Annotated in this window: 14 protein-coding genes; 12 read left to right on the forward strand and 2 right to left on the reverse strand. The window is 60.2% G+C overall.

Annotated elements, in window-relative coordinates; genetic code table 11:
- Nucleotides 1-76: 76 nt before the first annotated feature.
- Nucleotides 77-880, forward strand: coding sequence for an IclR family transcriptional regulator (locus tag AC0IYN_RS17995; protein WP_406598185.1), 804 nt, complete (start codon nt 77-79; stop codon nt 878-880).
- Here the strand turns inward: AC0IYN_RS17995 and AC0IYN_RS18000 are convergent, their stop codons facing one another.
- Nucleotides 881-1,933, reverse strand: coding sequence for an NAD(P)-dependent alcohol dehydrogenase (locus tag AC0IYN_RS18000; RefSeq protein WP_457249271.1), 1,053 nt, complete (start codon nt 1,931-1,933; stop codon nt 881-883).
- A 180-nt stretch (nt 1,934-2,113) separates the two neighbouring features.
- On the opposite strand from AC0IYN_RS18000, the gene AC0IYN_RS18005 reads away from it, so the two are divergent.
- Nucleotides 2,114-3,007: an AraC family transcriptional regulator gene (locus AC0IYN_RS18005; RefSeq protein ID WP_078049832.1), complete on the forward strand. Its 894-nt coding sequence runs from the start codon at nt 2,114-2,116 to the stop codon at nt 3,005-3,007.
- Nucleotides 3,008-3,230: 223 nt separating this feature from the next.
- On the forward strand, nt 3,231-4,562 hold the full coding sequence (locus AC0IYN_RS18010) for an IS4 family transposase (protein WP_471841429.1): 1,332 nt from the start codon (nt 3,231-3,233) through the stop codon (nt 4,560-4,562).
- A gap of 46 nt (nt 4,563-4,608) precedes the next feature.
- On the opposite strand, the gene AC0IYN_RS18015 is transcribed toward AC0IYN_RS18010, so the two are convergent.
- Complete coding sequence (locus AC0IYN_RS18015) at nt 4,609-6,273, reverse strand: electron transfer flavoprotein-ubiquinone oxidoreductase (protein WP_406599497.1); 1,665 nt, start codon at nt 6,271-6,273, stop codon at nt 4,609-4,611.
- Between the two features lie 522 nt (nt 6,274-6,795).
- Here AC0IYN_RS18015 and AC0IYN_RS18020 point away from each other — a divergent pair.
- The 9 genes from AC0IYN_RS18020 to AC0IYN_RS18060 all read left to right on the forward strand — a co-directional run bounded on the left by AC0IYN_RS18020 (nt 6,796) and on the right by AC0IYN_RS18060 (nt 14,019).
- Nucleotides 6,796-7,545, forward strand: a complete 750-nt coding sequence (locus AC0IYN_RS18020; RefSeq protein WP_028617555.1) for an electron transfer flavoprotein subunit beta/FixA family protein — start codon at nt 6,796-6,798, stop codon at nt 7,543-7,545.
- Nucleotides 7,546-7,547: 2 nt separating this feature from the next.
- Nucleotides 7,548-8,477, forward strand: a complete 930-nt coding sequence (locus AC0IYN_RS18025; RefSeq protein ID WP_458375780.1) for an electron transfer flavoprotein subunit alpha/FixB family protein — start codon at nt 7,548-7,550, stop codon at nt 8,475-8,477.
- Between the two features lie 171 nt (nt 8,478-8,648).
- On the forward strand, nt 8,649-9,464 hold the full coding sequence (locus tag AC0IYN_RS18030) for a substrate-binding periplasmic protein (protein WP_406599499.1): 816 nt from the start codon (nt 8,649-8,651) through the stop codon (nt 9,462-9,464).
- A gap of 9 nt (nt 9,465-9,473) precedes the next feature.
- A complete protein-coding gene (locus AC0IYN_RS18035; RefSeq protein ID WP_406599500.1) occupies nt 9,474-9,836 on the forward strand; it encodes a DUF4398 domain-containing protein in 363 nt (120 codons plus the stop codon).
- On the forward strand, nt 9,833-10,648 hold the full coding sequence (locus AC0IYN_RS18040) for an OmpA family protein (RefSeq protein WP_406599501.1): 816 nt from the start codon (nt 9,833-9,835) through the stop codon (nt 10,646-10,648). The genes AC0IYN_RS18035 and AC0IYN_RS18040 overlap by 4 nt, the downstream gene beginning before the upstream one ends.
- Nucleotides 10,649-10,925: 277 nt before the next feature.
- Entirely contained in the window at nt 10,926-12,365 is a 1,440-nt protein-coding gene (locus AC0IYN_RS18045) for an aminotransferase-like domain-containing protein (RefSeq protein WP_078049829.1), read from the forward strand.
- A 104-nt stretch (nt 12,366-12,469) separates the two neighbouring features.
- Nucleotides 12,470-12,955, forward strand: a complete 486-nt coding sequence (locus AC0IYN_RS18050; RefSeq protein ID WP_471842394.1) for a translation initiation factor 2 — start codon at nt 12,470-12,472, stop codon at nt 12,953-12,955.
- 162 nt (nt 12,956-13,117) lie between these two features.
- Nucleotides 13,118-13,372, forward strand: a complete 255-nt coding sequence (locus tag AC0IYN_RS18055; protein WP_100492313.1) for a YkgJ family cysteine cluster protein — start codon at nt 13,118-13,120, stop codon at nt 13,370-13,372.
- A gap of 41 nt (nt 13,373-13,413) precedes the next feature.
- Nucleotides 13,414-14,019 (forward strand): START domain-containing protein, encoded by a 606-nt coding sequence (locus tag AC0IYN_RS18060; protein ID WP_214497322.1) that lies wholly within the window; start codon nt 13,414-13,416, stop codon nt 14,017-14,019.
- The last annotated feature ends 102 nt before the right edge of the window (nt 14,020-14,121 follow it).

A 14,121-nucleotide genomic window follows, 5' to 3' on the forward strand; every position in this document is an offset into this window, starting at 1 on the left:
CATTTGGATCTCCACTGTATTGAGGTCCGTGATTTGCCATAATGGCGCCGTTTTCGTACTTCCCAATAGGCCCGATATGCAGGAAAACGCCCACACCCCCGTCAAAGACGCCGCGCCCACCGGCACCCAGACCCTGCTGCGTGGCCTGGGCGTGGTGCAAGCGGTGGCGGCCGGTGCGCGGGATCTGAAAGAGATCGCCAAGCGCATCGGCACCACCCGCAGCACCACTCACCGCCTGGCCAGTTGCCTGGTGGAAGAGCGTTACCTGCGTGTGGTGCCGCAGGTGGGTTACCTGCTGGGGCCGAAGTTGATCGAGCTGGGTTTCCAGGCGCGCGAAGAACTGCCGCTGGTGACCTTGGCCATCCCGTACCTGGATGAGCTGTCGGCGTTGACCGGCGACACCATCCACTTGGCCATCCGCGAATACGACGACGTGCTTTACCTGCACAAGAACCCTGGCCGCAATGGCCCCGAAATGCGCTCGCGGGTCGGCCATCGCATGCCGCTGGCGCGTACGGGTATCGGCAAGGCGTTGCTGTTGGATGACTCGGCAGAAGAGTGGCAGCGCCTGTACGAAGTCAGCCTGCCGGCGGGTGGGAAAAACCTGCAATGGCCGCAGCACCCGGAGCAGTCCTGGGCACAGTTCGAGCAGCGCATGCGTGAATACGTGGTGGGCGGTTATGCGTTCGACCTGGAAGACAACGAACCGTCGATCCGTTGTGTGGCGGCACCGGTGCGCGATGCCAGCCGGCGAATCGTCGCCGGCATCAGCATCGCCAGTACCGTGCCCTATATGCCGCTGGAGAAAATGGCCGAGCTGATCCCTGTGGTCAAACAGGTCGCAGCACGGCTGTCAGCGGAGTTGGGCGCGAAGACCTGATCAGGCCTTCAAGGTTGCCATGTCGATGACAAAGCGGTACTTCACATCGCCGGCGATCATGCGGCTGTAGGCCGCGTTGATGTTACGGATGTCGAGCATTTCGATGTCGCAGCTGATGCCGTGCTCGGCGCAGAAATCCAGGACTTCCTGGGTTTCGGCAATGCCACCGATCAAGGAGCCGGCCAGGACTTTGCGGCCCATGATCAGCTTGGCGGCGTTGACCGGTGGGTCGACCGGCTCGATCAGGCCGACCAGGATGTGCACGCCGTCAAAGCGCAGTACGTCGAGGTAGGGGTTCAGGTCGTGCTGCACCGGGATGGTGTCCAGCAGGAAGTCGAAGTGCCCGGCGGCGGCTTTCATCTGCTCGGCGTCGGTGGATACGATCACGTGATCGGCACCCTGGCGACGGCCTTCTTCGGCCTTGCTCGCGGAGCGGGTGAACAAGGTCACTTCAGCGCCAATCGCCTTGGCCAGCTTGATGCCCATATGGCCCAGGCCGCCCATGCCCAATACACCCACCTTGTCGCCGGCCTTGATGCCGTAATGCTTGATCGGCGAGTACATGGTGACGCCTGCGCAGAGGATCGGCGCGGCGCTGGCCAGGTCGAGCTTGGCTGGGATCTTGACCACAAAGTGCTCGCTGACCACGATGCTGTCGGAGTAGCCGCCCATGGTGTTGCTGCCGTCGACGCGGTCCGGGGTGGCGTAGGTCATGGTCGGGCCTTCGAGGCAGTATTGCTCCAGGTCTGCCTTGCACGCGTCGCAGTGACGGCATGAATCGACCATGCAGCCCACGCCGACCAGGTCGCCGACCTTGTGCGCGGTGACGTTGGCGCCGACGGCGGTGACCTTGCCGACGATCTCGTGGCCCGGCATCAGCGGGTACACGGCGATACCCCATTCGTTGCGGGCCTGGTGGATGTCGGAGTGGCACACGCCGCAGTAAAGGATCTCGATGGCCACGTCATCCACACGCGGGCTGCGGCGCTGGAAGGACATGGGGGCGAGGGGAGTGGTGGCCGACTGGGCCGCATAACCGATGGCGGTGTACATGGGGAACCTCGCAAAAGCTTGGACAGGAGAGGTGGCGCATTCTGCGCGCCGACCCTGGGAGCGAACATGGCAAATGCTCCGAGTCTCATGCCTATTCGTCCGGGAGTGCCCCGGGTTTGGATCCATCGACCGCCAGACCTGCGATGATGGTCTCATCCCTTATTCGCGAAGTTTTTTGCCATGTTGTTGACCCGCCATCTCGATGCCAACGCCACGCTGGTCTCCTTGATCGAAGGGCTTACGCCTTGCGACGGTTTCTCACCGACGAACCTGCCCGGCGTGCAGGTGCTGCGCGCCAGTTGCGACGTGGCGCGCGGGCCGCAGATCTACGAGCCGAGCCTGATGTTCGTCGCCCAGGGCAGCAAGGTCGCCTACCTGGGCCCGCGCACGCTGGAGTATGGCGCCGGGCATTACCTGATCCAGGCAATGCCGGTGCCGTTCGAGTGCGAGACGTTTGCCATGGGCGCCGATGCGCCGCTGTACGGGGTGACGGTGGGCATTGATCGGGTGGTGTTGGGTGAATTGGTGATGGCGATGGGGATGCAGGCCGGGCCACCGCCGACAGCGCAGACGCTGGAGTCAATGAGCTCGGTGGTGCTCGACGATGCGATGCGCGGTTGCGTCGAGCGGCTGTTGCAGTGCCTGCACGATCCGCTGGAAAGCCGGATCATGGGCCCGGCGCGGGTGCGGGAATTGCTCTTCACCGCCTTGCGTGGGCCACAGGCCGATGTGTTGCGCGCGTTGGTGGAACAGCAGGGGCAGTTTTCGCGAATCGCCACGTCGCTGAATCACCTGCATGCCCATTACGCCGAGCCGCTGAATATCGAGACGCTGGCGGGGTATGCGCACATGAGTGCGTCGACGTTTCATGAGCATTTCAAGCGTTGCACGCTGTTGTCGCCGGTGCAGTACCTCAAGCGTTTGCGGCTGCTCAAGGCCCAGCAATTGCTGCTGGTGGAAGGCATGGGCGTGGCGCAGGCGGCGCATAACGTGGGGTATCAGAGTACGTCGCAGTTCAGTCGGGAATATAAGCGCTATTTCCTGCGCAATCCCGGTGAAGAACGCGCAGCCTGATCAACCGCCAACCCTGTAGGAGCCGGCTTGCCGGCGATGGCGCCCGCAAGATCATTGCAGGACTTGAAGGCCTCATCGCCGGCAAGCCGGCTCCTACAGGGTTGGTTGTGTTGGCTATAAAAAAGGCCCCCATTTGGGTAATGCCGATCAGTTAAGCCATCTCGCTTGACCTTTGGCCGCAAGAAATCAAAATCCGATGCCTGTACTGGCATCGGATTTTTTTATGCGTCTCGCTCGGGCACTGGAACTGACCCACAACTTCGCTTCCACTCCAAACTCAATCGAGGGATTGGATTCCTTGCTCGATCCTTCTTTGGTCGAGCAGGCGCTTGAACAGGCCGGTGTGGCGACGCTGCGCAAGCGACGCTTGCCGCTGGAAATGATGCTCTGGTGCGTGATTTCCATGGCGTTCTTCCGGCGCATGTCAGCGTGGGATGTGGTCAGTCGCATGAACATCATGCTGCCGGGTCAACGCCCGTTAGTGGCCCCCAGCGCTGTAGTCCAGGCACGTCAGAGACTCGGTAGCGAAGCCGTACGACAGGTCTTCGACCTGACTCAGAAAAGTTGGCATGAAGCAGCTAACCATCCGACTTGGGCCGGTTTGCGCTTGTTGGGCGTCGACGGTGTCGTCTGGCGAACGCCTGACACCCCCGAAAATCGAGCGCGCTACGATTCGGCCAGCAACCAGCACGGCGACACCGGTTTCCCCCAGGTACGCATGGTCTGTCAGATGGAATTGACGAGTCACATGTTGATCGGCAGTGCATTTGATGGCTATCGCAGCAACGAAATGAAACTGGCCGAACAACTGATCGAGACCACGCCCGATCACTCGTTGACCCTCTTCGATCGCGGCTTCTACGCCTTGGGATTGCTGCACCAATGGCAGCAAGCAGGCACCGAGCGCCATTGGCTGATGCCACTGCGCAAAGGTGCGCAGTACGAAGTTGTTCAGCGTTTGGGCCGTCAGGATGCAGTGGTCTCGTTAAGCACTTCGCCGCAGGCCCGCAAGCAATGGCCGGGACTGCCCGAGCGCCTGATTGCGCGACTGCTGAGCAAAACCGTCAAGGGCAAGGTGTGTCAGATCCTGACGTCAATGATCGACCCGCTGCGCTTCCCGTCTGATGAAATCGTCGACCTGTACAGCCAGCGATGGGAGATCGAATTGGGCTTTCGGGAGATGAAACAGACGCTGCTCAACAGCAGCTATACCTTGCGTAGCAGGACGCCCGAGATGATCGAGCAGGAACTATGGGGCGTGTTGCTGGGCTACAACCTGTTGCGCTATCAGATGGTAGAAATGAGCCGTCACTGCCCGGGTATTTACCCATGTGAAATGAGCTTTACCGCCTGTACCTGGGCAATTTTAGGGTTTATCAACAGCGTCTCGGCCGACCGCTCCGGGAACATCCCCAAATACCTGGCCGAGCTTCATGCTTCAGCGCCGCACTATGTCCTGCCTCATCGGCGAGAGGAGCGTATTTATCCCCGAGCCATCCGGCTCAAATCACCGAAGTATCCAATCAGAAATAAAAATGCCAGTCAGCTTAACTGACTGGCATTACCCCATTTGGGAGCCTTTTTTTACTCAAGCAGCCGGCTTACATGTTCGGGTAAGTCGGCCCACCCGCGCCTTCCGGCGTGACCCACGTGATGTTCTGCGAAGGGTCCTTGATGTCGCAGGTCTTGCAGTGCACGCAGTTCTGGGCATTGATCTGGAAGCGCTTCTCGCCGTCTTCCTGGGTGATCACTTCATACACGCCGGCCGGGCAGTAGCGCTGCGCCGGTTCATCGTAGAGCGGAAGGTTGGTGCCGATCGGGATGCTCGGGTCCTTGAGCTTCAGGTGGCACGGTTGCTCTTCTTCGTGGTTGGTACCGGAGATGAACACCGAGCTCAGCTTGTCGAAGCTCAGCTTGCCGTCGGGTTTCGGGTAGTTGATCTTCTTGCTGTCTTTCGCCAGCTTGAGGCAGGCGTAGTCCGGCTTGGTGTCGTGCAGGGTGAACGGCATCTTGCCGCCCAGGATGTTCTGGTCGAACCAGTTGAAGCCCGCGCCAAGGATCGGACCGAACTTGTGCATCGCCGGGCCGAAGTTGCGGCTGGCGAACAGTTCTTCGTACAGCCAGCTGGACTTGAAGCTGTCGACGTAAGCGGTCAGTTCATCACCGCCTTCGGATTCGGCGAACAGGCGGTCGGCCACGGCGTCGGCGGCGAGCATGCCGGACTTCATCGCGGTGTGGCTGCCCTTGATCTTGGCAAAGTTCAAAGTGCCGAGGTCGCAACCGATCAGCGCGCCGCCCTTGAAGACCATCTTCGGCAGCGAGTTCAGGCCACCTTTGCAGATGGCACGGGCACCGTAACTGATGCGCTTGCCGCCTTCCAGGTATTGGGCCAGCACCGGATGGTGCTTGAGGCGCTGGAACTCATCGAACGGCGACAGGAAGGTGTTGCTGTAGGACAGGTCGACGATCAAGCCGACCACCACCTGGTTGTTTTCCAGGTGATAGAGGAACGAGCCGCCGGTGTTTTCGGCGCTCATGATGTCCAGCGGCCAACCGGCAGTGTGCACCACCAGGCCTGGCTGGTGTTTGGCCGGGTCGATTTCCCAGATTTCCTTCAGGCCGATGCCGTAGTGCTGGGCGTCGGCGTCGCTGTCCAGGTTGAAACGCTGGATCAGCTGCTTGCCGATGTGGCCACGGCAACCTTCGGCGAACAGCGTGTACTTGCCACGCAGTTCCATGCCCGGGGTGTAGACGCCTTCTTTTGGATGGCCTTCGCGATCGACGCCGAGGTCACCGGTGATGATCCCGCGCACCACGCCGTTTTCGTCGAACAACGCTTCCTGGGCGGCAAAGCCTGGGTAGACTTCCACGCCCAGGTTCTCGGCCTGCTGGGCCAGCCAGCGGCACAGGTTGCCCAGGGAGATGATGTAGTTGCCTTCGTTGTGCATGGTCTTGGGCACAAAGAAATCAGGCACCTTGGTGGAGGCGTCGGGGCTGCGCAGTACATAGATGTCATCGCGCACCACGGGGGTGTTGAGCGGGGCGCCGAGTTCTTTCCAGTCCGGGAACAGTTCGTTCAGGGCGCGTGGTTCGAACACGGCACCGGACAGGATATGCGCGCCGACTTCGGAGCCTTTCTCGACCACGCAGACGCTGATTTCCTTACCGGCTTCGGCGGCCTTCTGCTTCAGTCGGCAGGCGGCAGACAGTCCCGCCGGGCCAGCGCCGACGATGACCACGTCGAATTCCATGTATTCGCGTTCCACAGGCTATCTCCTACTCAAGGCTCAACAGGCTTTTTTTTCTAATGGGTGGAGGTTCGGTGTCGTATCCATCATCACTGTGCCAAATGGCAGGGATGACCCACCTTTCTCTCTAGGTGGCGCATTATATCTACACCACTGTCAGCGTCCAATACAAACGTTTGTTTGAATTGCCCGCAGGCTAGGTAAATCAAAGAGGCGCGGCTTATGACTGGCTATTTTGCCGTATTGACCAGAATAGGTGTTCCGGTCAATATACGGTCGGTTTTGCGCTTACCGTAGGCAGACAGCAGGTTTCAAGAGCACGTCCAAAAGCAAGACAGGTGACGCGTGCCCAGACGTTGGCGCGCAGTTTACACGCTGCGATAAAGAATGACCTCTCAGTCACCACTGACGAACGGTCATCATTTCCCGTGAGCAAGGTCATCCGCCGACGTTTTTGGAGGTGCCCTTGTGTGCCGATGAGCATCAACCGCCAGGTTCGCCTAGGCGACTTTCTTTTCACCGGAGAGTAACGAGGAATCCATGAAGGTTCTTGTAGCTGTCAAACGCGTTGTCGATTACAACGTGAAAGTTCGCGTCAAGGCGGACAATTCCGGCGTCGACCTCGCTAACGTCAAGATGTCGATGAACCCTTTCTGCGAAATCGCCGTGGAAGAAGCCGTACGCCTGAAAGAGAAAGGCGTGGCGACTGAAATCGTCGTGGTTTCCATCGGCCCTACCACTGCTCAAGAGCAGCTGCGTACCGCCCTGGCACTGGGCGCCGACCGCGCTATCCTGGTCGAGTCCGCTGAAGAGCTGACCTCCCTGGCCGTTGCCAAGCTGCTCAAAGCCGTTGTCGACAAGGAACAGCCTCAGCTGGTGATCCTTGGCAAACAGGCGATCGACAGCGACAACAACCAGACTGGCCAGATGCTGGCTGCACTGACCGGTTACGGCCAGGGCACCTTCGCTTCCAAAGTCGAAGTCAGCGGCGACAGCGTAGCGGTGACCCGTGAAATCGACGGCGGCGCGCAGACCGTTTCCCTGAAGCTGCCGGCCATCGTCACCACCGACCTGCGTTTGAACGAGCCGCGCTATGCGTCCCTGCCAAACATCATGAAAGCCAAGAAGAAGCCGCTTGAGTCGGTCACTCCTGAAGCTTTGGGCGTTTCCACCGCCTCTACCAACAAGACCGTAAAAGTTGAAGCGCCGGCTGCTCGCAGCGCAGGCATCAAGGTCAAGTCGGTGGCTGAACTGGTCGAGAAACTGAAAAACGAAGCGAAGGTGATCTGATCATGACTATCCTCGTAATCGCCGAACACGATAACAAGGTGCTGGCCCCGGCCACCCTGAACACCGTGGCTGCCGCTGCTAAAATCGGTGGCGACATTCACGTACTGGTTGCCGGCCAGGGCGCTGGCGCCGTGGCTGAAGCCGCTGCGAAAATCGCGGGCGTGAGCAAAGTCCTGAACGCTGACAATGCCGCCTACGCGCATCAGTTGCCAGAAAACGTTGCTCCGCTGGTAGCTGAGCTGGGCGCTGGCTACAGCCACATCCTGGCTGCCGCCACCTCCAACGGCAAAAACATCCTGCCACGCGTTGCCGCGCAGCTGGACGTTGACCAGATCTCCGAGATCATTTCGGTAGAAAGCGCCGACACCTTCAAGCGCCCGATCTACGCCGGTAACGCCATCGCGACCGTACAGTCCAACGCTTCGATCAAAGTCATCACCGTACGTGCCACCGGTTTCGACCCGGTTGCCGCCGAAGGTGGTTCGGCTGCCGTTGAAGCCGTTGCGGCTGCCCACGACGCTGGCACCTCCAGCTTCGTTGGCGAAGAGCTGGCCAAGTCGGATCGTCCTGAGCTGACCGCTGCCAAGATCGTCGTTTCCGGCGGCCGTGGCATGCAGAACGGTGACAACTTCAAGCACCTGTACGCCCTGGCCGACAAGCTGGGCGCTGCGGTCGGCGCTTCCCGCGCGGCCGTCGACGCAGGTTTCGTACCCAACGACATGCAGGTCGGCCAGACCGGCAAAATCGTTGCGCCACAGCTGTACATCGCCGTCGGTATCTCCGGCGCGATCCAGCACTTGGCCGGTATGAAAGACTCCAAAGTGATCGTTGCGATCAACAAGGACGAAGAAGCCCCGATCTTCCAGGTGGCTGATTACGGCCTGGTGGCGGACTTGTTCGAAGCCGTACCTGAGTTGGAGAAGCTGGTCTAATCCAGTCGCTTCACTTATAAAGAGCCCGGTCCTTGTGACCGGGTTTTTTTTTGCCCCTGTAGGCGCTGGCTTGCCGGCGATGCGGCCCTGAGACGGGTGTTGATCGTGCGGACGCCATCGCCGGCAAGCCGGCTCCTACAAGGGATGCGTTTGTTATTGGGAGAATCTGTCATGCAATTGTATCGTTGGAGCGTACTGCTGGGCCTTACGTTGTTGCCAGGCCTGACGCTGGCCGCCGGCAAATGCGATCGGCTGGTGATCACCGGCAGCCCGGACACGCCGCCCCTGCTTTGGCGAGACCCCCAAGACCCCACGCGCCTGATCGGCGCCACCGCCGATGTGTTGCAGCAAGTGGCCAAGGACCTCGGGTTGAAAATCGACCTGCTCTACGGTGGAAAACGCTCCCTGGCCCTGGAAGAAGTGCGCAGCGGGCGCATGGATATCCTGGCCGATGCACCGCTGAACCTGGGTGAGCTGGAAACCCTCGACTACATTCACCCAGCCTTGGTGCAGCTCGACTACCTGGTGTGGACGCGCAAGGATTCGGCGCTGGCCTACACCACGGCTGCCGACCTGCATGGGCACAAGGGTGCTGTGTCGGAGCGTGCACGCTTGAGCGCCGCCTTTGAAACCTTCGCCGGCGAGCAACTGAGCCTGCAACGCCTGCCGTCCCTGACGCCAGCGTTCCAGAAGCTGCTGCTGGGGGAGGTGGACTACGTGCTCGCCGGGCGTTATTCCGGCATGGCCATGGCGCAGACCTTGGGCATGAGCAATGACCTGGTGGCCCGCGATGTGCCTATCGATCAGCCGGGCTTGTACCTGGCGATTTCCCATAACTCGGCCTGCAATGATCCGTGGTTGCGCGGACAGCTCGCCAAAAAGATGACAGAATTGCCCGCGTCCGGTGTGGCGCAAGCTGCGTTGCAGAGCAATCTGGAGCGCTGGAAGGCGCAATTGCAGCAACCCGTCGGCACCCCAACAAAGTAGGGATTTTCAGTGACTCTTCGACCTCTTTTCGCGGCCCTCGCCGTTGTCGCTCTGGCGGGATGTGCAGCCGATCCTGCGCCGAATGAACAAATACGCCTCACCCAGCAAGCCTTGGAACAAGCCAGCGCCGTGGGTGCCAGTGCCGATGAATCACCCGAACTGAAACTGGCCGAAGACAAATTCGCCCAGGCCAAGGCCGACATGGCCGACCAGTCCTACAAGGACGCGCGCATGCAGGCCGAACAGGCCGAGCTGGACGCACGCCTGGCCGAAGCCCACGTGCTGACCCGCAAGAGCCAGGAACAACTGAACGTGCTTAACACCCGCATCACCCGTTTGCGCAAGCAGTTGCAGTTGGGAGAAGCCCAATGAGCCCGATGATCCGTGGTCTGAGCTGCGTGTTGCTGCTGGGCAGCGCTGCGCTGGGCGGCTGCGCCAGCCACCCCAATGGCGAGCAAGCCTTGCAGCAGGCGGGCAGTGATTTCCAGAAGGTCAAGGAAGACGCCAACGTGTTGCGCATCGCGCCCAAGGACGTGATTCGCGCCGGGGAATCCCTGGCCCGCGCCGACCGTTTGTCCAGCTATTGGGGCAGCGGCGCCGACGTGGTGCATTACGCCTACCTGAGCCAGCGCTACAGTGCCATTGCCCGCGAACACACCGAGCAGGCGCTCAACCAGGAACGTGGTGCCAAGCTCGAACTGGAACGCCAGCGCCTGCAACTGGCCCTGCGCGAAAGCAAGCTGATCAGCGTGCAGCAGCAGGGCAAATGGCTCGAAGAACAGATCGCCAGCCTGGCCACCACCCAGACTGATCGCGGCTTGGTGATGACCTTGGGTGACGTGCTGTTCGACACCGGTGATGCCGAGCTGAAGAACTCCGCCAACCGCACCGTGCTGAAAATCGTGCAGTTCCTGCAGCTGAACCCCAAGCGCGTCGTGCGTATCGAGGGCTATGCCGACAACACTGGCGGCGAGCAGGAAAACCTCAAACTGTCCCGCGACCGCGCGCAGTCGGTGGCCGATGTGCTGGTGGACTTGGGGATCGATGAAAAACGCATCCAGGTTGAAGGCTACGGCGATCAATACCCGGTCGAAGCCAACGCCTCCGAGCGGGGCAGGGCGCAGAACCGTCGCGTCGAAATCGTGTTCTCGGACGAGAAAGGCCAACTCGGCGCCGCGCGCTAGTCGCCTGACACAGATCAACCTGTAGGCGCCGGCTTGCCAGCGATAGCATCGCCTCGGTTTACCTGATAGACCGAGTTGCCTGCATCGCTGGCAAGCCAGCTCCTACAGGTTGCGTAAGCCGGTCAATGATCGGTTTTTTTATGCGCCTTAGCATTACAGTTTTTACTGTCACTCCCGCCCGCGCTCGACTATTGTGGCAACTGTCCCCGTACACTTCTAAACTGTGCCGGTATGTTTCACACAAAAATAAAATACCCGTGAAATCGAGTGCTGCGTCATGACCAATCTGTTGCTTTACCAACGTATCGCCCAGCAACTGGCTGAGGATATCCGGCGCGGTGTCTATCAACCGGGCGAGCGCGTGCCTTCGGTGCGCAAGATGAGCTCGCAGTTGAACGTGAGCCACGCCACGGTGTTGCAGGCCTACGCCAACCTGGAAGACCAGGGGCTGATCCGGGCGCGGCCGCAGTCCGGCTATTACGTACACCAGACACCCGCGCTCACCGCGCCAACGCCGGACATCGCCCGGGTAGAGCGCCCGGGGTTGGTCACCCGCAGCAGTATCATCCAGCAAGTGTTGGGCGAGTCGCGCCGCGAAGGCGTATTCCCGTTGGGCGCCGCTGTGCCTAGCGTGGATTACTTGCCGGTGCGCGCGTTGCACCAGCAGTTGGCCAAGGTCACGCGCTTCCAGAGCCCACGGGCCTTCAGCTACATGTTCAGCCCCGGATTCGAACCGCTGCGCCGCCAGGTGGCGATCCGTATGCGCGATGCGGGCGTGGTGGTGGACCCTTCCGAAGTGGTCATCACCCACGGTTGCGTCGATGCCTTGCAGATGTCGCTGCGCGTGCTGACGCGGCCCGGCGACCTGATCGCTGCAGAGTCACCGACCTATTACGGTTTGCTGCAATTGGCAGATCTGCTCGGCCTCAAAGTCATCGAGATCCCTAGCGACCCCTCCACCGGCATGAGCCTGGAAGCCCTGCAACTGGCGGCCAACCAATGGTCGATCAAGGCGCTGGTACTGACCACGCGCCTGAGCAATCCCCTGGGCGGCACCATGCCCGAGGAACGGCAGAAACACTTGCTGCGCCTGGCCTCGGATTTCGATATCCAGATTGTCGAGGACGATATCTACGGCGAGCTGATGTTCGAACTGGGCCGCACCAAAGCCCTGAAAGCCTACGACCGCCTTGACCGAGTGATCTACTGCTCAAGCTTTTCCAAGACGCTGTCCCCGGGGGTGCGCATCGGCTGGATGATCGCCGGCAAGTACCAGCAGGAAATCCAGCGCCTGCAGATGTTCAGCACCCACTCCGCGTGCAGCGTCACACAGATGGGCGTCGCCGCGTACCTGGAAAATGGGGGCTACGATCGGCATTTGCGCTATATCCGCCAGGAGTACCGCAAGAACCTCAGCGCCTTTCAGCTGGCGGTGCAGCAGTATTTCCCGGAAGGCACGCAAATGACCCGCCCGACCGGCGGCTTTATCCTGTGGGTCAGTTTGCCGGGACGGGTCAATACCCAGGAACTGCACGTGCGTGCCCTGCAACAGGGCATCAGCATTGCGCCAGGGTTGATCTTCAGTAATACCGAGCAGTTCAACCACTGCATCCGCCTCAACTGCGGTACCCCGTGGAACCGCGAGGCAGAGCGGGCGCTGATGACCCTGGGGATGCTGGCCAGCCAGTTATGCCAGGAGACGGCGGCTGGACTCTGAGGCGCAAAAAAGGGACAACTCCGATAGCTGGCTAATCACCGCGCTTGTCATGCCGTGCACAACAAGCGAGCATATGGCCCTCTGCCGTTAACGCTGTAGGCAATATGACTCGGATTTTTCGCGCTGTTTTGGTGATTGGCCTGTTAGGCCTGTGCAACGTCGGCACGGCGCTGGCGGCGGCCCCTGTGAGCGAAACCAAGCCTGCTATTGACTCCGAACAGAAGACTCCCGCGAGAAAACCGGCACCCGTCAAAAAAGCGCCCGCGGTGAAGAAGCCAGCCGCCGCAGCCAAAAAACGTGCGGCCAGTAAGTCAAAATCGTCCCGAGAAGTGGCACAGACCCAACTGCCGCCGGCACAGTTGGACTTGTCACTGCCGTCGGACATGGTCAGGCACTTGCAGCCCATTGGCACTATGCCCAAGCCCAAGAGCGTGCCCCTGCTGCCGCCGATGTTCGGCGAGAAGCCCACCGATAACAGTGCTTTCCAGATCAACGGCCGCCTGCTCAGCAATGAGATGAGGCTGCAATTGCGCAACGAAGAGCGGCGCGATGTGGAAGGTGCAGCGCTGGATTTCGAATTCAAGCAGTAAACTTTTCCCACAAACGTGACGTGTCCCTTCGACCATCTGTCGCAGACTGGTCAGTCACTTTTGTTTTCTGCGAAAAACCCCTGTTAGACCATTTTAAAACGGCTGTTTTAGGGCGTACTCTAGCCCGGCCATCCACATTGAGTCGTCGAGGACCTGCTGGTCATGAATTGCCGTGAAGGCTGTGGCGCTTGCTGCATCGCCCCCTCCATCAGTTCGCCGTTACCGGGTATGCCACAAGGCAAACCTGCGGGCGAACGCTGCCTGCACCTGTCGGTCGAACAGCTATGCCTGCTGTTCGGGCAACCGGAACGACCGGCGGTGTGCAGTGACTTCAAGGCGGACATCGAGGTGTGCGGCTCCGACCAGGCCGATGCGATCCGTTTGATCGGCTGGTGGGAGCACATGACGGCGGCTTGATGGGCTTTACTATCGGAACTTCAACAATAAGGAATACAACAATGGGTTCGCTGAAACGAATGGCTGTGTTGTGCGGTTTTACGATGTTGTTTGCTGCCACTGCCCAGGCTGAGGATTGGCAAGTCGCCAAGGACGAAGACGGTATCAAGGTGTCCCTGAGCGAAATTGCCGGCTCCAAGTACAAGGCCTATCGCGGTGTGACCGTGATCAAGGCGCCTGTGGCCAAAATCGTCGCCCTGCAGGAAGACGTGGCCGGTGCCTGTGCCTGGATCCACGAGTGCAAGTCCCAGAAGCTGGTCGACAAGAAAGGTGACGAGAGCTGGACCTACACCCAATTCAAGGCCCCGTTCCCCGTGACGGACCGTGATTCCTACCTGCATATCACCACCACCAAGGCGGCCGACGGCACGCTGACCCGTAAGCTCGAAGGCGTCCCGACCTACAAGCCTGAAGAAAAAGGCTACGTACGGGTTGCCCAGGTGGATGGCTTCTGGAAACTCGTGCCAAAAGGCGACAACCAGACCGAAGTCACTTACCAGGTGCACACCGAGCCAGGTGGCAGCGTGCCTTCGTGGTTGGCCAACAAGTTTGTGGTGGACGCGCCGTTCAACACCTTGAAAGCCTTGAAAGAACACGCTGAAAAATAAGCGCAGTTGATCCGGTGCCTCCTGACTTGAGTGGAACGTTTGGCGAACCCTCAAGGTCCAGATAGTGGTAAGCCCACACACGGGTTTTATCGAGGAGGCACC

The sequence above is a fragment of the Pseudomonas sp. AC112 genome (assembly GCF_979253545.1).